The following is an 18,437-nucleotide window of genomic DNA, read 5'->3' on the forward strand; positions in this document are numbered from 1 at the left end:
AAACTCCTTCCTCTATCTTCCTACCGCAGCGGCCTAGCGCTTCTTCTTAGCATCGGGCCGCTTGATCTTTCGCCGGTAGCGGCGGCTGGGCATGTCTTCCCCGCCCATTTCTTTCGGCAGGGTGTCGTCGTGGCTCATATCGGCCAACTGTTGGCGCAGCTGCCCTAAGCGGTCGCGCAGTTCGGCAGCCTTTTCAAATTCCAGCCGCTTCGACGCTTCCTTCATTTGCAGGGTCATGGTCTTAATGACCTTGTTCAAGGCTTCGCGGGTCATGGCCTTGCCCTTGCCGCCTCGTTTGCTGCCGTAGGCCGCATCGTCTTCAGCAACTTTCGTCAGTTCGATGAGGTTGACCACGTCTTTCTTGACCGATTTCGGCGTAATGTGGTGCTGTTTATTATAAGTATCCTGAATTTCCCGGCGGCGCTGGGTTTCGTCCATGGCGCGGGCCATGGAATCGGTAATCTTATCGGCATACATGATGACCGTCCCTTCGACGTTTCGCGCCGCCCGGCCCATGGTCTGGATGAGGGACGTATCGGAACGGAGGAAGCCTTCTTTATCGGCATCGAGGATGGCCACCAGAGAGACTTCCGGCATGTCCAGGCCTTCGCGCAGGAGGTTGATGCCGACCAGGACGTCGAATTCGCCGACCCGCAGGTCGCGGATGATCTCAGCCCGCTCGATGGTAGCGATATCCGAATGGAGGTAGCGGACGCGGACGCCCATTTCCTTCAGATAGTCCGTCAAATCTTCGGCCATCTTCTTGGTCAAAGTCGTGACCAGGACTCGTTCGTCCTTGTCGGTCCGCTTGCGGATTTCCCCTAAGAGGTCATCCATCTGGCCTTCGATGGGACGGACTTCGACCTTGGGATCGAGGAGGCCCGTCGGGCGGATGATCTGCTGGGCCATATTCGTTTCGACATCCATTTCATACGGCCCGGGCGTGGCGCTGACGTAGACGATCTGATTGATGCGTTCGACAAATTCATCGAACTTCAGCGGCCGGTTGTCGAGGGCCGACGGCAGGCGGAAGCCGTATTCGATGAGGCTTTCCTTCCGCGACCGGTCACCGGCGTACATGGCCCGCAATTGAGGCAGGGTGACGTGGGATTCGTCGACGAGGATCATGAAGTCGTCAGGGAAATAATCAAGGAGGGTGTACGGCGCCTGTCCGGCTTTACGGCCGGCCAAGTGGCGGGAATAGTTTTCGATGCCCGAGCAGTAGCCCATTTCTTCCATCATTTCCATGTCGTACCGCGTCCGCTGTTCCAGGCGCTGGGCTTCCAACAGGTGTTCCCCGTCTTTGAGTACTTTCAATCGTTCGTCCAATTCCTTGCTAATGGTGCCCAAGGCCCGTTCCATCTTGTTCTTGGTCGTGACGTAATGGCTGGCCGGGTAGATGGCGACGTGCTTGCGCTCGGCAATGACTTCCCCGGTCAGGACGTCGACTTCGGTCAGGCGATCGATTTCATCGCCGAACATTTCGATGCGGATAATGGACTTGTCGAAGGCCGCCGGAAAGACTTCGATCGTATCGCCGTGGACGCGGAAGGTCCCGCGGTCGAGGTTCATGTCGTTGCGGTTGTACTGGATGTCGACGAGCTTCCTCAAGATTTCTTCCTGCGTCTTTTCCTGTCCCAGGCGCAAAGAGACGACGAGTTCGCTGTAGTCTTCGGGGTCACCGAGGCCGTAGATGCAGGACACGGAAGCGACGATGATGACGTCCCGCCGTTCAAAGAGGCTCATCGTCGCCGAGTGGCGCAGTTTATCGATTTCATCGTTGATGGACGCATCCTTTTCGATATACGTATCGGTCGAAGCGATGTAGGCTTCAGGCTGATAAAAATCGTAATAACTGACGAAATAGCCGACTTCGTTATCCGGGAAAAAGGCCTTGAATTCGCTGCACAGCTGGGCTGCCAGGGTCTTGTTGTGGGCGATGACAAGCGTCGGCTTCTGGACCTTTTCGATGAGCTTGGCCATGGTAAAGGTCTTGCCGGTCCCCGTGGCGCCGAGGAGGACCTGGGCCCATTGGCCGGACTCGATGCCTTCGGCCAGGGATTCAATGGCTTCGGGCTGGTCCCCCATCGGTTCATAAGGGGCGACGACGCGGAAAGGATGGGACGTATCGTAATCTTTATTGTAATGAGACATATCCATAAGGGCCACCTCGCTGCAGCTGTCGGCTGCGGACAAAATAACTATTTATTGACGATCTTTCCGATGTTCTTCAACTCGATGGACAAGGTGCCGTCGGGATTGTTGATGAAGCGGATAAAATCGGTGTTTTCGATATATTCGGACGGGAAGGTGATTTCAATGCCCGTATCGGTCTTGATCTTATGGCTGCGGCCGGCCTTCTGGGCGTATTCCTTTTCAATGGCCACGACGTCAGGCAGTTTAGCTTCGGCCACTTGCTGCTGAAATTCCTGAGCCATGGCCGGCGAGCTGCCGAAGACCTCCGTCCCCATGTCCTGGGGCGAGAAGGAATCGGCATTTTCGGCGTTTTCCACTAAATAGGTCTTGGCCTTGGACAAGGCTTCGACCGTGCTGGCACCGTGGTCTTCGGCCACTTTTTCAGCGATCTTGCTGACGACCTTGACGGCTTCCTTACTGGAAATGACCGACGTGCACTGGAGCAGGCGGTCCGGCAGGAGGTAGACGTCTTCGCCATCCATCTTGCGCTTCTTGTCGACGAAGTGAATGGAAAAGTCACTGAGGCGGATGAGAGCATAGGCTTCGGCCTTCTGAGCCATACCGGGCAAAATGGCGTAGTGCTTGATGAGCTTGTTGTAGACCGTCCCTTCGTCGTCGAGGATCTGATGGGTATAGGCCGTCTTATTGTCCAGCATGAGGACGGCCATGTTGCGGACGTCGTCGTCATCCTGAAAGTCGATGACCAAGAGGTCTGTCGACTCCGGTTCATCGCAGTGAGCCACCAATTGGTAGAGTTCGCGGGCCGTATCGGCCGCCAGTTCGTCAAAGGTCAGGCTGCCGTCGATGACAGCTTGGAGCTTGGGCTGAAAGGCACTGGTCGCATAGAAGACGCCCGTCTGCTGGGACGCATCGCCGAGGATCCGGCTCAGCCTCTTATTGACGTATTCATAGACGACGTCGCTGCTGAAGTCGAGGGCCTTCTGGGACACGATGCAGACGTTGGTATTGAAATCAAAAATATGGAGCACTGCTGCGTTGATCATCATAATCTATATCATCCTCTACGCTTGTTTTCGTAATTCAAAGACACTGGCTTCGCGGGAACAAAGGACACGGAAAGGCAGCCAGTGGCCGGTACCGCGGTTGACGTAGCCCCGGCTTTCGCCCTTGCGGAACATGCCGCGCAGGTATTTAAAGCCCACAGCTGTAACCAAGGGGCCGATGGGGGCAAACTGAGCGCCGTGGGTATGACCGCAGAGGGTCAGGGGAATATTGCGTTCAAAAGCTTCGTCGATGAAGGCCGAATGGTGGGCCAGCATGATGACGAAGGCATCTTCCGGCACGCCGTCCAAGGTCTGGCGGACATAGTCCTGCCGCTGTTCGGCAAAGGCTTCTTCCCCTTGGGCAAAACTGTAGTCCGTACCGGCAATGTAGAAGGGTCGGCTGTCGCTGCCCCTCCTCCCCTTTAGGCCCCTTCCGTAGCCGGGGCTGGCTTCAAAGGACGCATTGCGCAGGATGCGGACCGGCGTATCTTCGAGCATGGCCGTAATGGCCGAAAAATTGCGGTAATATTCATGATTGCCGTAGCAAAAATCGATGCCGTCAGGAAAACGGCCGGCATTGGCATTGATAATATCCCGGGCCTTGGGCAGAAGGACGATCTCATCGATGAGATCGCCCGTAATTTCCAGCCGGTTGACGCCCTGTGCGGCGACGGCATCGATCGATTCCTGAAGGCGCTCGGGGCTGAAGAAGAGTCCCATATGCAGGTCCGAGAGTTGACCGATTTTATAGCCGTCGAGGTAGTCCGGCAAATTCTTATACCTTAAGACGTGGTGCGTCGTATCTAAATCGCTTTCGCCGAGGACATTGCCGGCACCGCTGGTGGCAAAGGCCGCCGCCGGAATGAGGGCGGCCAGGCCCTTGACGAAGGTCCGACGGGTCATCCCCTGAGGGGCCGGTTTCTCCTTGCGGTGCCAAAAACGATGGACCGCCGCAGCCAGGGCGACGACGATGAGGCAGGGCAAGGCCAGAAAAAAGGCCAAGAGCCAAACCAGGGCCGCCATGCTTCGGCCGTCATAGAGTCCGTCCCAACCGGACAGAATCAAGCCCGGGAAGGCCTCTTCATAGTGGCTGAATCCGGCAACGGACAACAATGTCAGCCCCAGGGTCCCCAAGATCAGGGCCTTGCGGTGGCCTGAGCGGAAGGTGTAGTCCCATAAGAAAGACGCCAGGACGCAGACGCAGGACGTAAAAATCATGAACGTAATGAAAAAAGTTCCCTTCATGGCTTATACCATGGCTGTGATCTTACCGTGGGGACCGGCCCAAGGCAGGGCATCGTAGTCGCTGCGGTCAATCCACTGCCAGTTCTCCTCTTCTTTGATATTTCCGTCGGTCAGCTCGCCTTCATAAACGGTCAGCTGCCAGACTTTATGCGAAAAAATACTCTTCAAGGTCCCGGCCGGACTGGCGTCGACGGAAACTTGCAGGCCCTTTTCGGCCAGCATCCGACGGACGGCGTCGATTCCGTCCTGTCCCGTTCCCGGGGCGTTGGGAAATTCCCACATGGAAGCCAGAAGGCCCTTCGGCGGCCGACGATGGACGAGCCACTTCGTCCCGTGACAAGGGACGACGACCGTAATCTTTTCGACAGGCGCCTTCTTCTTGACCTGACGAATGGGCAGGTCGCCCTCCTTCCCTGCAGCACGGGCCAGGCAGATGTCCCCTAAGGGGCAGTCTTCACAGCGGGGATGCTTGGGAATGCAGATCGTGGCGCCTAAATCCATGAGGGCTTCATTGAAGGCGCCCGGACGAGCTTCGGGCATCTGTTCTTCGACCAGGGCGGCCACCTGTTTCTTGACGGCCGTCGTCAAAACGTTTTCTTCAATATCGTAGAGACGGGCAAAAATCCGCAGGACGTTGCCGTCGACGGCGGCTTCCTTCTTCCCGTAGGCTAAGCTTAAAATAGCGCCGGCAGTATAGTCACCAACGCCTTTCAAAGCCCGTACTTCCTTCTTCGTATCCGGTACGCGGCCGCCATATTTTGCCTGTACTTCCTGAACGGCGTCATGAAGATTGCGGGCCCGAGAGTAGTAACCGAGGCCCTGCCACTGGCGCAGCACATCGTCCTGTGACGCCGCCGCCAGGCTCTTTATATTGGGAAACCGTTCCATCCAGCTGTCGTAATAGGGACGGACCGTTTCGACCTTCGTCTGCTGGAGCATGATTTCCGATACCCAGACCTTGTAGGGATCTCGCGGCGATTCATCGCGCCAGGGCAGGTCCCTCCCATGGGCATCGAACCAGTCGAGCAGTAAGGAACTCCAATTGTCTTCTTTTATATTCATATGAAATAAGCCTCTTTCTTTCTACACTGTTATTTACTAGTATAGAAATCAAGAGGCCTTTTGTCAAACACGTGTTCTATTATTTTTTCTCATCCCGTCAGTCCTAAAAAGAAAGGATTTACGACTTACAAAGGATGCAGATTTTTCAAGGATAAATCGAGGATGGGCGCCGAATGGGTCAGGGCTCCGCTGGAAATATAATCGACGCCGATATCGATCAGGGCGGCAATATTTTCCTTAGTGACGTTGCCCGAGCATTCCGTTTCGGCCCGGCCGTCGATGATAGCTACGGCATCCTTCATCATGTCGTGGCTCATGTTGTCCAGCATGATGATGTCGGCCCCGGCTTCAACGGCTTCGCGGACCATGTCCAGGTTTTCCGTTTCGACTTCGATTTTGCGGACGAAGGGCGCATAGGCCTTGGCCATGGCAATGGCTCTCTTGACGCCGCCGGCAGCGCCGATGTGATTGTCCTTCAAGAGGACGCCGTCGGACAGGTTATAGCGGTGGTTTCCCCCGCCGCCGACGGTGACGGCATACTTTTCAAAGACCCGCATATTGGGCGTCGTCTTGCGCGTGTCGACCAGTTTAATGCGGCTGCCTTCCAACAGTTTCGCAATCTGCCGAGTATACGTAGCGATGCCGCTCATACGCTGCAAATAGTTGAGGCCGACCCGTTCGGCCGACAAGATGGACCGCATGCTGCCGGTCACGTCAGCCAGTTTCTGCCCCTTGCGGACGGTATCGCCGTCTTTTACGGTAAACCGGACTTCTACGCCTTCATCCAAGAGGGTAAAGGCCCGGGCGAAAACGGCAAGGCCGGCAATGACGCCGTCGGCTTTGGCCAAGAGTTCCGCCTGTCCCCGGCTGTCTTCGGGCAAAATGGCGTTGGTCGTCACGTCCTCACCGGTAATATCTTCCTGCAGGGCCTGTAAAATCAAAGGATCAGCCTGCAATTTCATGGTTACGTTGTTCATGACTCTTTTTCTCCCTTTCCATTTCCCCTAAGATGCTCTTGCGATACACTTCGGCAAGGCCCCCTTCATGGCGGCTGACGTAGTCCGAAGCCTGAGCGCAGGCCAGGCTGAAATCGCCGTGACTGTCGCCCTTTTCAGCCAGATCCAAGGCCGCCCGTTTGCCGAAAACCAGGCTTTCCAAGAGGGAATTGCTGGCCAGGCGGTTGCGGCCGTGAACGCCGTTGCAGCTCGTTTCACCGACGGCGTAGAGGTGGTCCATCGTCGTCCGACTGTGGCCGTCGACGTGGATGCCGCCCATGAAGTAGTGCTGGGCCGGCGTGACCGGGACCCAGTCGACGGTGGCATCGATGCCGTCTTCCAGGCAGCGTTCATAAATATTGGGGAAATGGCCCTTTATGACGTCCGTTCCCAGTCCGGTCATATCCAACCAGACGAAGGGCCGTTGGTCCTTTTCCATCTGTTTGCGGATAGCAGCGGTCATCAAATCGCGGGGCAGGACTTCATTGGCAAAGCGCTTTCCGTCTTTCCCGCGCAATTTAGCCCCTTCGCCGCGGACCGATTCGGAAATGAGGAAACTCCGGCCCGGACGGGACGAATAGAGGGACGTCGGATGGATCTGGACGTAATCGATGTTTTCCAAAGCAATGCCGTGGCGCATGGCAATGGCCAAGGCGTCGCCCGTAAGGTGCGGGAAATTCGTCGAGTGGTCGTAAAGGCCGCCGATGCCGCCGCTGGCCAAGATCGTGTTGCCGGCTTCAATGGCCCGGTAGGCTCCGTCCTTTTCACGGGCCAGGATACCGAGACAGGTGTTGCCGTCAGTAAGGATGTCGACCATGGTCGTGTAGTCGCAGATAGTCACATTGGGCAGCTCCCGAACGGCAGCCAAGAGGCGGCTGGTGATTTCCTTGCCTGTAATATCCTTATGAAAGAGGATCCGCGGCCGGGAGTGACAGCCTTCGCGGGTATAGTCGAAAGAGCCGTCGGCCTTTCGGGCAAAATCGACGCCGTAGCCGACGAGTTCATCGATGATGCGCCGCGACGAGCGAATCATGATATCCACCGATTCGCGGCGGTTTTCGTAATGGCCGGCTTTCAACGTATCTTCCATGAAGCTGTCGTAATCGTTTTCATCGTGAAGGACGCAGATCCCCCCCTGAGCCAGGAAAGAATCGCTGTTTTCCACGTCATCCTTCGTAATCATGAGCACTTTCTTATCGCGCGGTACGTGGAGAGCGGCAAAGAGACCGCTGGCACCGGTGCCGACGATGACAACATCTGTTTTTTCTGTTTCCATGACATCTACCTTCTTCTATTTGGCTAAATCCAGCATCCGTTCCAAAGCCTGAACGGCCTTCCCTGCCATCTTGGCATCGACAAAGACTTCGTTCGTTTCGTCGCGCAGGCAGTCACGGACCTTTTCCAAGGTGACCTTCTTCATATTGATGCAGTACGCATCTTCCATGGCCGGATAAAAGACCTTATCGGGATTCCGCGTTTCCAGCTCATAAAAGACGCCGCCTTCGGTTCCGATGATGAATTCCTTGGCATCCGACGAACCGGCATAGTCGATGATGCCTGACGTGCTGCCGACGTAATCGGCCAGGGCCAGGACTTCCTTGCGGCATTCGGGATGGGCCAGGAACAGGGCCTGAGGATGAGCGGCCTGTACCTTCTTTACGTAGTCCGGATCGACCGTATCGTGACGGGGACAAAAGCCCTGATTGAGGATAAAATGCTTATCCGGCACCTGGGTCGAAACGTAGTGTCCCAGGTTTTTATCCGGCGTAAAGAAAATATTCTTCTGGGGCAGCTTCTTGACGATCTTGACGGCATTGGACGACGTGACGCAGACGTCGGACGCAGCTTTTACGGCTGCCGTCGAATTGACGTAACAGACGACGGCCAAGTCGTCATACTCGGCGCGGGCCTTTTCGATCGTCGCCGTATCGGCCATGTGGGCCATGGGACAGGACGCCGTCCGATCGGGCATGAGGACTTTCTTTTTGGGATTGAGCATCTTGGCGCTCTCACCCATAAAATCGACGCCGGCAAAGACGATGATTTTAGCATCCGTTTCAACGGCCTTTTTGGCCAGACCAAAGGAGTCGCCGACGTAGTCAGCATAGGCCTGTACCTCATCGGGCACGTAATAGTGGGCGAGGATAATGGCCTCTTTTTCTTTTTTCAGGGCAGCGATCTCATCTTCAATATACACAGGTTTCCATCCTTTCAGGGAAACGGGACCGCCCTTTGGACAAGTCCCGTTCAAACCGCCAGTCCCTAAGGCTGACGACAATTTTTATTTACACCAATTATACCCTATTGACCGATTTTTGACAATACTACTGTCATGACAATAGAAATCAGGTCGGTATGCAATGTCGTTCTGCCAAAGACAAACAAAAGCCGCCCTTCAAGACAAAGGTCTCAAAAGACGGCTCATGATCATCATAACGTTAGTGGCCGTTGACCGATTCCGACACGGCGCGGAACTTGGCAATCGTTTCGGCCGCTTCCCGGCGGATGTCTTCGGGATTGCGGGTGATGCGGGCGACGCCGCTGTCCATGGCCGCTTTGGCAACGGCTGCAGCGACGGCCGGAGCTACCCGTTCGTCAAAGGCATTGGGAATGACGTGGTCTTCAGCCAGTTCGTCGTCCGAAACTAAGGAGGCGATGGCATAGGCTGCGGCCAGTTTCATATCCTCGTTGATGCTGCGGGCCCGGACGGCCATAGCTCCGCGGAAGATGCCCGGGAATACCATGACGTTGTTAATCTGGTTAGGCGCATCGGACCGCCCCGTACCGACGACTTTGGCACCGGCTTCTTTGGCCGAGGCGTAGTCCGTTTCGGGAATAGGGTTAGCCATGGCAAAGACGACGGCGTCGGAAGCCATGGATTCGATGAGCTCTTTCGTGAAAATATGCGGTGCCGAAACACCGAGGAGGAGGTCGGTGCCCTTGACGGCATCGGCCAGGGTCCCCTGTTTCTTCGCCTTGTTGGTCACGTCTGCCAACGCAGCCTGGACGGGATTGAGGCCTTCCATGCCGGCATAGAGGATGCCCGGACGGTCGACCATGGTGACGTCTTCGGCACCGGCCCGGACCAAGAGGCGGCCGATGGAAGCTCCGGCAGCACCGGCACCGTTGATGACGATGCGGGCCGTCTTGAGGTCCTTTTTGACGAAGCGCAGGGCTCCAATGACGCCGGCTAAGGCGGCGATGGCCGTACCGTGCTGGTCGTCATGGAAGACGGGGATGTCCATTTCGCGCTTCAGCGTTTCTTCGATGTCATAGCATTTCGGAGATGAAATGTCTTCCAAGTTGATACCGGCAAAAGACGGCTGCAGGCGCTTGACCGTTTCGATGAACTCCTTCGGATCCTTCGTGTCCAGGCAGATGGGAACGGCATTGACGCCGCCGAATACCTTGAACAGGATAGATTTCCCTTCCATGACCGGCATGGCCGCTTCCGGGCCGATGTCGCCCAAACCGAGGACGCGGGTCCCGTCCGATACGACGGCAATCATATTGCCCCGGCAGGTCAGGTCAAAGGACAGATCCGGATCTTTGGTGATCTCCCGGCACGGCTGGGCAACGCCCGGCGTGTAGAGTACACTCAAATCGTCGTTGGTCTGTAAGACGGCCCGAGGGAAGGTTTCGAGAATCCCCTGTTTACCTCGGCGGATCTTCATGGCTTGTTCATCAAAATTCATGTCAAAAAACTCCTCTACAATAGTTTATGCGTTAAAAATAGCTTGCGGTTCTGTAAATTCGAGCATCCCGTCTTTGCCGCCTTCACGGCCGAGACCGCTGTCCTTAAAGCCGCCAAAAGGCGCTGTGACGTCGCGCGGGCTGCCGTTGACGTAGACGTTGCCCGACAAGATGCCTTCGGCAACCTTCGTCGCTTCTTCCTTATCGGGACCCCAGACGGCACCGTTGAGGCCGTACTTGGTATCGTTGGCAATGGCCAGGGCCTGGTCGACACTGTCATAAGTGAGGACGCAGAGGACGGGCCCGAAGATTTCTTCTTGGGCAATGGTCATGTCGTTGGTCACATCGGTAAAGACCGTCGGATTGATGAAGTACCCCTTTTCAGGCGCTTCCGGACGGCCGCCGGCCAGGACCGTCGCCCCTTCTTCGATGCCTTTGGCAATGTACGAATCGACGATCTTCCACTGTTCTGCCGAAGCGACAGCGCCGACTTTCGTCGTTTCCAAGGTCGGGTCGCCGACCTTATATTCCGGCAGGACCTTGAGGATGATGTCTTCGATTTCTTTTTTCGCTTCCTTCGGGATGATCAGCCGCGACAGAGCCGTGCAGGTCTGGCCGCTGTTGAGCAGGAGCGAATTGAAGCACATGCGGACGGCCTTTTCATAGTCGGCCCCGGGCAGGATGATAAAGGGTGATTTGCCGCCCAATTCCATGCTGATGCGCTTCATAGAAGCCAAGGCCCGCTGGGAGACCTTGATACCGGCTTTGGTCGAACCCGTAAAGGATATCATGGCGATATTGGGGTCGTCGCAGATAGCGTTGCCGATTTCACCGCTGCGGCCGGGGATGAAGTTGAAGACGCCCTTCGGGAAGCCGGCCCGATCAAAGGCTTCGGCCAAATAATAAGCCGTTACCGGCGTAGACTGGCTGGGCTTTAAGACGACCGTAGCACCGACTAAAATAGCCGGGATGACTTTCTGGATAACCTGGCCCAAAGGATAGTTCCACGGCGTGATGCAGCCGATGACCCCTAAGGGACGGCGGTAGACGACGGACTGGGGCAGTTTTTCGACTAAGGGCAGGTCCGGGGCCAAGTCGATATAAGACTGGGTCCGTACGAACTGGTAGGCGATGTGATTGGTCTTAACGAAGGAAACGGGGATGCCCAATTCCTTGACGGTGGCATCGACCATCTGCGGTTCAAACTGAATGAGCTCTTTAAGCAATTTTCTCATAAAATCAATTCGTTCTTCCATCGGCCTTGCCGCCCACGCAGGAAAGGCCTTGGCTGCAGCAGCTGAGGCCGCGGCGACATCCTGTTCACCGGCAGCGGCAACGGTCGTGAAAACTTCCTTCGTCGCCGGATTTTCAACGTCGATGTATTGGCCGGATAAGGGAGCTACCCACTGGCCATCGATATACAATTTTTTAAAGTCCATGAAAAAAACCTCCTTTGCGCTGATTTATGCTACCATTATAGATAGAAATTCTCCATTGTGCAACAAAAAAGGCATCGTACTCTGAAAAATTTAAGTACAATGCCTTTACCATTATTTTGCCTCGACTTCCAAGGCCTCCGATTCCGACGCGAAATGCCCCAGAACAGACCCGCCGACAAGACCGACGACAAAGGGAACGATCCAGCCGAAGCCGTAGGCCGACAAGGGAACGGCAGCGACGATGGCTTTGGCAACGGCCAGGCTGCTAAGGCCCGGCAGGGATTCCAAGCAGGCGAAGACCGTGACCAAGTAGACCGAACCCTTATAGGCCCACTGATTGGGCAGCAAGGGACCGACGATGCCTAAGACCAATAAGGCCAGGCACGGCGGATAAGCGACGCCGAAGATCCAGCCGATGTAGGTGACGATGCCGTCGACACCGAGGAAGGCCGTCAGGGCCGAGAGGATCGAGCAGGCGACGGCCGCCTGTTTATAACTGACACGGCTGCCGGAAGTCGTGCTGGTAAATTCCGCAACGGCAGCGATCTGACCGATGGCTGTCGTCAGGCAGGCCAAGACGACGGCGATGCCCATGGGAATCATGACCCAGGTGCCGATGCGGTGGATGATGGCTACCAAGAGTTCAGCCCGGCCGATGGACTGGGGATAGTAGGAACTGACGCTGGCCCCCATGTAGAGCAGGCTGCCGTAGATGATGAGCAGCAGGACGAAGGAGACGACGCCGCAGTAGATGAGGACCTTATTGCGCTGGCCGACGCCCGTATAGCCCTTGCCGCGAATGGAGCTGAGGAAGACGGCAGCCATGATGAAGCTGACCAGGACGTCGCCCGTATTGTAGCCGCCGAGGAAGGCATTGACGAAGGGATTGTCTGCGGCAGGTTCCGCCGGCGTCCCCAAGGGGAAGAAAATCCCGGCAATGGCGATGGCCACCAAAATGAAGGCCAAGGCCGGCGTCAAATACTTGCCCATGCGGTCCATGACGTTATGCGGGTCGGCGACGAAGAAGTAGCAGAGCAGGAAATAAAGGACGACTAAAGGAATCATGGGCGCTGCCGGAAAATTTCCTTGTACACCGAGCTGGATGGCCGTCGCCGCCGTCCGCGGAATGGACACGAAGGTACAGACCAGCATCAAAGCCGCCAATAAAATCCGGTACGTATATTTTCCGACCTTGTCCGTAATCGTATGGACGTCGCCGTTGAGGCCGATGACGATGAGCGTAAAAATAGGCAGGAAAATCCCCGACAAGGTCAAACCGGCCAGGCCCGACAAGAAATCACTGCCGCTGTTGAGCCCCAAGTGCGGCGGAAAAATAAGATTGCCGGCCCCGAAATAGGTGGCAAAAAAAGCAAAGCCCAGGATGATGACATCCCGTTTCCGAATCGTCTGTCTGCTGGAATCATTCATAAGAAAAGTCCCCCCAACCCCATCATAAAGAATAAGTGCATCATACAAAAAAGAGGCGCTGCCCTCAAGCTGCGCCTCAATTCACATCATATCTTTCAGGAATAGCCTGTAGGAATTGGCACCTTACCATTGGCAGGTTGCCGCAGCGTCATCGGGCCCATCCCTCAGCTGCTCTGGATATTGCGGTATGAAATTTTGTATGTATTGGTAGTATTTTATAAAACTTTTCGCTGTTTGTCAATAACTTTTTAACAAAATTACTTCTTCGACGGCTTATTTTGACTTCCCGGGCATAAATCAGAGAGGAAGCATTCGTCGCATAAAGGCTTTCGGGCCTTGCAGACCCGTCGTCCGTGCCAGATGAGCCAATGATGAGCCCGGCTCCACCATTCCTTGGGAATGGCCTTCTGCAGTCCCTTTTCGACTTCAAGGGGCGTCTTGCCTTTGGCCAGCTGGAGCCGATTGGATACGCGAAAGACGTGGGTATCGACGGCGATGGCCGGAATGTCGAACAAGACACTGACCAGGACATTGGCCGTCTTGCGGCCGACGCCGGGCAGTTTCACCAATTCGTCAAAAGTCTGCGGTACTTCACCGCCATAGTCTTCACAGAGGATGGCGCAGTTGGCCAGGATATTCTTGGCCTTGCTGTGATAAAGGCCGCAGGTCCGAATCTTTTCTTCGAGGCCGTCGAGGCCGAGGGACAGCATCTTTTCTGCCGTATTATATTCCGGGAAGAGGCCGGCCGTCACGATATTGACCCGTTCGTCCGTGCACTGAGCCGACAAGATGACGGCAATCATCAGTTCAAAGGGCGAATTGTAGTGCAGGGCCGGCTTCATGATGCCGTATTGATCCTGGAAACGCTGGAGCATTTCATCTTTTACTTTCTTGGTAACAGCCATATCACTTTACTTCCTCATCGGTATCGATGACATCATTGAGACTTCCCATTTCATAGCCGCCAAGGTCGAGGGTAACGTAGGAGAACCCCGTATCCTTAATGGCCCGGACGATTTCCTGGCGATGGGCCAACACCGACGGGATCTCGTCTAAGCCCACTTCGATACGGGCTACGTCGCCGTGATAGCGGACCCGCAGCGACCCTTGAACGTAAGGAGCCACAGCGGCTTCGGCAGCATCGATCTGAGCCAGGAGATGCGGCGTCAGGCGGACGCCGTAAGGAACGCGGCTGGCCAAACAAGCGGCACTCTGCTTATTCCAGGTCTGGAGACCGAATTCCTTGGACAGGGCCCGGATATCGGCCTTGTCTAAGCCGGCTTCGATCATGGGACTGCGGACCGAATCAGACAGCTCTTTAAGGGCCTTCATGCCCGGCCGGTAATCGCCGAGATCGTCGACATTGCCGCCGTCGATGACCCACTGATAGCCTTCGGACCTAGCTAGGTTCACCAAGGCCGTGAAGCGGATCTTCTTACAGTAATAGCAGCGTTCCGGCGGATTTTCCACAAACGTCGGATCGTCGAACTCCGTCGAATTGACCAACCGGTGTTCGACGCCGATGAATTCCGCCATGGCCTTGGCATCAGCCGCTTCACTCCCCGGCAGGGTGGCCGATACGGCCGTAATGGCCAGGACCTTATCACCCAGCGCTTCATGGGCGGCATAGGTCAAAAAAGTACTGTCCACGCCGCCGGAAAAGCCGACGACGACACTGCCCAGCGACTTTAATATATCTTGCAGTTTTTCATATTTCTTGCGCGTATCTGTTGAAACCATAAGGATTCCCCCTTATACAATAGTGCAGAAAAGGCGCCTTCTCCCCTCTTCCCGAGAGGGCCCCAAAGAGCCGCCGCGGAAAGGAAAGCAGAAAGAGCCTCCCTGTTCGGCCATCGTCCCCTCAATGGCCGGCTTAGAAGAAATGAGCCGATTCTTCCTTCAACACGGCATCCCGCAGGGCCGACAGCTTGCTGCTGCGCTGGACCCACATTTCTTCCGGATTGACCAGCCGCAGGTATTCAGGCCACAAGGTCTGAATCTGTTCATCGGCATAGGTCATGATGTCCTTGAGATTCGGTTTTTTATAGACTAATTCACCCTTTTTAAAGATAGGGATGAGCATTTCCTGAACGCGGTAGGTCCCGGCCGGAATCGTCCGGAAACGCCAGGGAGCCTTGTCGCTCTTTAAGAGCAGATCCTTCGACTCATCGATGCTTTCCCCTTCGAGGATGATGATGTCAGCCTTCATCTTGCCCGTCTTCTTGTCATAGACGCGAAGGACGTTCTTGAGGCCCGGATTGGAAATCTTTTCGGCATTGTCACTCATCTTGATCTTCGGTACGAACTTGCCGTCGTCGTACTGGCCGACGAGCTTGAAGACGCCGCCCAAGGACGGGCTGTCCTTAGCCGTGATGAGGTTGGTGCCGACGCCCCAGGAATTGATGGCGCAGCCCTGGGCTTTTAATTCGGAAATGAGGTTTTCATCGAGGTCGTTCGACGCTGCAATGATGGCATCGGGGAAACCGGCAGCGGTAAACATCTTATGGGCTTCCTTCGAAAGATAAGCCAAGTCGCCGCTGTCGAGGCGGATACCGTAGACCTTGGGCAGGGTTCCGGCCGCCTTCATTTCCTTGAAGATCGTAATGGCATCGGGAACGCCCTGCTTCAACGTATTATACGTATCGGCCAACAAAATGAGGTTGTTGGGATACTGTTCGGCATAGTGACGGAAGGCTTCCAGTTCCGACGAGAAGCTCATGACCCAGCTGTGGGCCATGGTCCCTAAGACGGGCATGCCGAATCTGGCCCCGGCCAGGACGTTACTGGTCCCGTTGAAACCGCCGATCATGGCCGAACGGGCGCCGTAGACACCGGCCGATTTGCCCTGAGCGCGGCGCAGGCCGAATTCCATAAGATTGTCATTGCCGGCAACAGTCCGAACGCGGCGAGCTTTCGTGGCAATGAGACTTTCATGGTTCATGATCATGGACATGCACGTTTCCAAGAGCAAGGCTTCGTCCTTCTTGGTCTGGACGCGAAGGAGGACTTCCTGCGGAAAGGCGACGGTGCCTTCGGGCATGGCATAAATATCGCCGGTAAAGCGCAGTTCCTTCAAATAATCGAGGAATTCCTGACGGAAAAAGCCGGTACTCTTCAAGTACGCCAAATCATCGTCGCTGAAGTGGATGTTTTCCACATAGTCGATGAGGTGTTCCAAGCCGGCGACGACCGTATAGCCTCCCTTAAAAGGATTACTGCGATAATAGCGGTCAAACACGCACTGCTGCTCGTGCTTGCCTTCAAAAAATAAGCCCTGCATCATCGTCAACTGATACAGGTCTGTCAACAACGCTTTCGTGTACAAAATAACTCGCCTCCAAAAAGATGTTATACCTATTATACATCAGTTAGTCCAAAAGAGATAATCAATTACCGATTTTGCATGCTTTTCAAAATGTTATACAAACTTAGCATGACAGCCCTTTATGTATGCCGGATATGAAACAAGCTGCTCTTCCGATTCATACAGGATGAGCAGCTTGGTCATTATTTTCTTTTCATAACCTTGCGGGCAGCGGCGATGACGTCTTCGGCCGATAAATGATAGGCCTTCAATAAATCATCGGGCTTCCCCGATTCGCCGAAGCGGTCCTGAATGCCGACCAGTTCGACGGGAATGGGATGATGCTGGGCCAAGGCTTCGCAGATGGCACCGCCCAGGCCTCCCATGATCTGATGTTCCTCGCAGACGACGGCTGCCCCCGTTTCAGCCGCACAGGTGCAGATCGTATCGACGTCGAGGGGTTTTACGATGCGGACGTTTACGACGCGGGCCGAAATCCCTTCCTTTTCAAGGGCTTCTGCCGCCACCAAGGCTTCATGGACCATGAGGCCGTTGGCAAAGAGGGTCACATCGGTTCCGTCGCGGAAAACAGCCGCCTTATAGAGGTCAAAAGGCGTGTCTTCCGACGTAATGACCGGTGCCGGATTGCGGCCGAAGCGGACGTACGACGGGCCCTGAATGTCATAGACAGCCAGTGTCGCCTTGTACGTTTCCCACCAGTCGCAGGGCGTGATGACCGTCATGTTGGGAATGGTCCGCATGAGGGCGATGTCCTCGAGAGCCTGATGGGTCGCTCCGTCGGGACCGACGGAAATGCCGGCGTGAGCGCCGCCGAGCTTGACGTTTAATTTATTATAGCAGACCGTGTTGCGGATCTGTCCCCAGCCGCGGCCCGTCAAAAAGACGCCGTACGTCGACACAAAGGGGACGAAGCCCGTCAAAGACAGGCCGGCTGCCGTGCCGACGAGATCTTGTTCCGAAATGCCGACATTGATGTATTTATCCGGGAATTCCTTGCGAATCCATTCGGTCCGCGTCGACTTGGCCACGTCGGCGTCGAGGACCATGACGTCATCGTGAAGGCGGCATAATTCTAAGAGGGCCTTGCCATAGCCGTCACGCATCGGTACTCGGTTCATGACCGCACCTCCAATTCTTTCATAGCCTGCTCGTACTGGGCTTCATCGGGCGCAGCCCCGTGCCATTCGGCCTGGTTTTCCATATAAGAAACACCCTTGCCCTTGACCGTCTTGGCCAGGATGACCGTCGGTTTATCCGTGCGGGCCTTGGCCTCCCCGTAGGCATCATAGAGGGCGTCCGTATCGTGGCCGTCGACGCGCAGGACATGCCAGCCGAAGCTGTCCCACTTGGCATCCATAGGCTCCATATCCTTGATGCCGGCCATGGAATCGACGAGCTGCAAGCCGTTGCAGTCGACGATGAGACAGACGTTGTCCAAATGGTGCTGGCCGGCAAAGGCTGCCGCTTCCCAGATCTGGCCCTCCTGCTGCTCGCCGTCGCCGATGAGACAGAATACCTGCTGCATCTGCCCCTTTCGCTTCAAGCCCAAAGCCATGCCGTTGGCAATGGACAGGCCCTGCCCCAAAGAACCGACGGCACAGTCGAGACAGGGCAGCTTCTGCAGGTTAGGATGGCCCTGAAGGGGACTTCCTACGGTCCGCAGCGTATCGAGCCATTCCAAGGGGAAATAGCCCTTATGGGCCAGGGTGCTGTAAAAAGCCGGCGCCGCATGGCCCTTCGACAAGACGAAACGATCCCGTTCCGGCGCATGAGGCCTGTCGGGAAAACACGTAAATATATCGGTAAAATAGAGCGTGGCCATAATTTCGACAGCCGATAAAGAGCTGCCCGGGTGGCCCGACCCGGCACGGTAAATAGACCGCACGGTATCCCGCCGTATCTGCATACAGACGTCGCGTAGATCATGCCTCATGAACGCATAGCCTCCTAATAATATACAGGTCGATTAAGAAAAAAACGCCGCAGTACTCCCCTTTCATCGGGCAGGCGGTACGCGTGCGTTCGGACAAACGACCTCAGTTATTCGCTT

General features: G+C 55.7%; 15 protein-coding genes and 1 riboswitch. All 15 genes read right to left on the reverse strand.

Annotated elements, in window-relative coordinates; translation table 11 throughout:
* Positions 1 to 33: 33 nt before the first annotated feature.
* The 15 genes from uvrB to UCI88_RS10145 all read right to left on the reverse strand — a co-directional run bounded on the left by uvrB (position 34) and on the right by UCI88_RS10145 (position 18,320).
* Positions 34 to 2,154 (reverse strand): excinuclease ABC subunit UvrB, encoded by a 2,121-nt coding sequence (gene uvrB, locus UCI88_RS10075; protein WP_256179497.1) that lies wholly within the window; start codon positions 2,152 to 2,154, stop codon positions 34 to 36.
* Between the two features lie 47 nt (positions 2,155 to 2,201).
* Positions 2,202 to 3,203 (reverse strand): nucleoid-associated protein, encoded by a 1,002-nt coding sequence (locus tag UCI88_RS10080; RefSeq protein WP_256179477.1) that lies wholly within the window; start codon positions 3,201 to 3,203, stop codon positions 2,202 to 2,204.
* 15 nt (positions 3,204 to 3,218) lie between these two features.
* A complete protein-coding gene (locus tag UCI88_RS10085; protein ID WP_288159866.1) occupies positions 3,219 to 4,418 on the reverse strand; it encodes a metallophosphoesterase in 1,200 nt (399 codons plus the stop codon).
* A 30-nt stretch (positions 4,419 to 4,448) separates the two neighbouring features.
* Entirely contained in the window at positions 4,449 to 5,507 is a 1,059-nt protein-coding gene (gene mutY, locus UCI88_RS10090; RefSeq protein WP_256179476.1) for an A/G-specific adenine glycosylase, read from the reverse strand.
* Positions 5,508 to 5,632: 125 nt separating this feature from the next.
* Entirely contained in the window at positions 5,633 to 6,484 is an 852-nt protein-coding gene (gene nadC, locus UCI88_RS10095) for a carboxylating nicotinate-nucleotide diphosphorylase (protein WP_256179475.1), read from the reverse strand.
* Positions 6,453 to 7,778, reverse strand: coding sequence for an L-aspartate oxidase (locus tag UCI88_RS10100; RefSeq protein ID WP_044503022.1), 1,326 nt, complete (start codon positions 7,776 to 7,778; stop codon positions 6,453 to 6,455). Before UCI88_RS10100 ends, nadC begins: the two co-directional genes overlap by 32 nt.
* A 15-nt stretch (positions 7,779 to 7,793) precedes the next feature.
* Positions 7,794 to 8,699: a quinolinate synthase NadA gene (gene nadA, locus UCI88_RS10105; protein WP_256179474.1), complete on the reverse strand. Its 906-nt coding sequence runs from the start codon at positions 8,697 to 8,699 to the stop codon at positions 7,794 to 7,796.
* Between the two features lie 241 nt (positions 8,700 to 8,940).
* Entirely contained in the window at positions 8,941 to 10,197 is a 1,257-nt protein-coding gene (locus UCI88_RS10110) for an NAD(P)-dependent malic enzyme (protein WP_256179473.1), read from the reverse strand.
* 24 nt (positions 10,198 to 10,221) lie between these two features.
* A complete protein-coding gene (locus UCI88_RS10115; RefSeq protein ID WP_044503025.1) occupies positions 10,222 to 11,634 on the reverse strand; it encodes an aldehyde dehydrogenase family protein in 1,413 nt (470 codons plus the stop codon).
* 111 nt (positions 11,635 to 11,745) lie between these two features.
* Entirely contained in the window at positions 11,746 to 13,062 is a 1,317-nt protein-coding gene (locus UCI88_RS10120; protein ID WP_256179472.1) for a branched-chain amino acid transport system II carrier protein, read from the reverse strand.
* Between the two features lie 85 nt (positions 13,063 to 13,147).
* Positions 13,148 to 13,246: riboswitch (SAM riboswitch) on the reverse strand.
* Positions 13,247 to 13,319: 73 nt separating this feature from the next.
* Positions 13,320 to 13,967, reverse strand: coding sequence for an endonuclease III (nth, locus tag UCI88_RS10125; RefSeq protein ID WP_044503027.1), 648 nt, complete (start codon positions 13,965 to 13,967; stop codon positions 13,320 to 13,322).
* A gap of 1 nt (position 13,968) precedes the next feature.
* A complete protein-coding gene (gene larE, locus UCI88_RS10130; protein ID WP_044503028.1) occupies positions 13,969 to 14,802 on the reverse strand; it encodes an ATP-dependent sacrificial sulfur transferase LarE in 834 nt (277 codons plus the stop codon).
* A gap of 133 nt (positions 14,803 to 14,935) precedes the next feature.
* A complete protein-coding gene (locus UCI88_RS10135) occupies positions 14,936 to 16,387 on the reverse strand; it encodes a nicotinate phosphoribosyltransferase (RefSeq protein ID WP_044503029.1) in 1,452 nt (483 codons plus the stop codon).
* A 182-nt stretch (positions 16,388 to 16,569) separates the two neighbouring features.
* Entirely contained in the window at positions 16,570 to 17,505 is a 936-nt protein-coding gene (locus UCI88_RS10140) for a transketolase family protein (protein WP_044503030.1), read from the reverse strand.
* Positions 17,502 to 18,320 carry a transketolase gene (locus UCI88_RS10145; protein ID WP_256179471.1) on the reverse strand — a complete coding sequence of 273 codons (819 nt, stop codon included), beginning with the start codon at positions 18,318 to 18,320 and terminating at the stop codon, positions 17,502 to 17,504. The genes UCI88_RS10140 and UCI88_RS10145 overlap by 4 nt, the downstream gene beginning before the upstream one ends.
* Positions 18,321 to 18,437 lie beyond the last annotated feature (117 nt).

Source organism: Megasphaera massiliensis, from assembly GCF_036305205.1.
Lineage (GTDB): Bacteria > Bacillota > Negativicutes > Veillonellales > Megasphaeraceae > Megasphaera > Megasphaera massiliensis.

Excerpts from the sequence above, each read along its gene's own strand:
- nth (WP_044503027.1), bottom strand. The coding sequence starts at position 13,967 with ATGGCTGTTACCAAGAAAGTAAAAGATGAAATGCTCCAGCGTTTCCAG.
- uvrB (WP_256179497.1), bottom strand. The coding sequence starts at position 2,154 with ATGTCTCATTACAATAAAGATTACGATACGTCCCATCCTTTCCGCGTC.
- mutY (WP_256179476.1), bottom strand. The coding sequence starts at position 5,507 with ATGAATATAAAAGAAGACAATTGGAGTTCCTTACTGCTCGACTGGTTC.
- UCI88_RS10100 (WP_044503022.1), bottom strand. The coding sequence starts at position 7,778 with ATGGAAACAGAAAAAACAGATGTTGTCATCGTCGGCACCGGTGCCAGC.
- UCI88_RS10120 (WP_256179472.1), bottom strand. The coding sequence starts at position 13,062 with ATGAATGATTCCAGCAGACAGACGATTCGGAAACGGGATGTCATCATC.
- UCI88_RS10145 (WP_256179471.1), bottom strand. The coding sequence starts at position 18,320 with ATGAGGCATGATCTACGCGACGTCTGTATGCAGATACGGCGGGATACC.
- UCI88_RS10110 (WP_256179473.1), bottom strand. The coding sequence starts at position 10,197 with ATGAATTTTGATGAACAAGCCATGAAGATCCGCCGAGGTAAACAGGGG.
- nadC (WP_256179475.1), bottom strand. The coding sequence starts at position 6,484 with ATGAACAACGTAACCATGAAATTGCAGGCTGATCCTTTGATTTTACAG.
- UCI88_RS10140 (WP_044503030.1), bottom strand. The coding sequence starts at position 17,505 with ATGAACCGAGTACCGATGCGTGACGGCTATGGCAAGGCCCTCTTAGAA.
- UCI88_RS10115 (WP_044503025.1), bottom strand. The coding sequence starts at position 11,634 with ATGGACTTTAAAAAATTGTATATCGATGGCCAGTGGGTAGCTCCCTTA.
- UCI88_RS10085 (WP_288159866.1), bottom strand. The coding sequence starts at position 4,418 with ATGATTTTTACGTCCTGCGTCTGCGTCCTGGCGTCTTTCTTATGGGAC.
- larE (WP_044503028.1), bottom strand. The coding sequence starts at position 14,802 with ATGGTTTCAACAGATACGCGCAAGAAATATGAAAAACTGCAAGATATA.
- UCI88_RS10080 (WP_256179477.1), bottom strand. The coding sequence starts at position 3,203 with ATGATGATCAACGCAGCAGTGCTCCATATTTTTGATTTCAATACCAAC.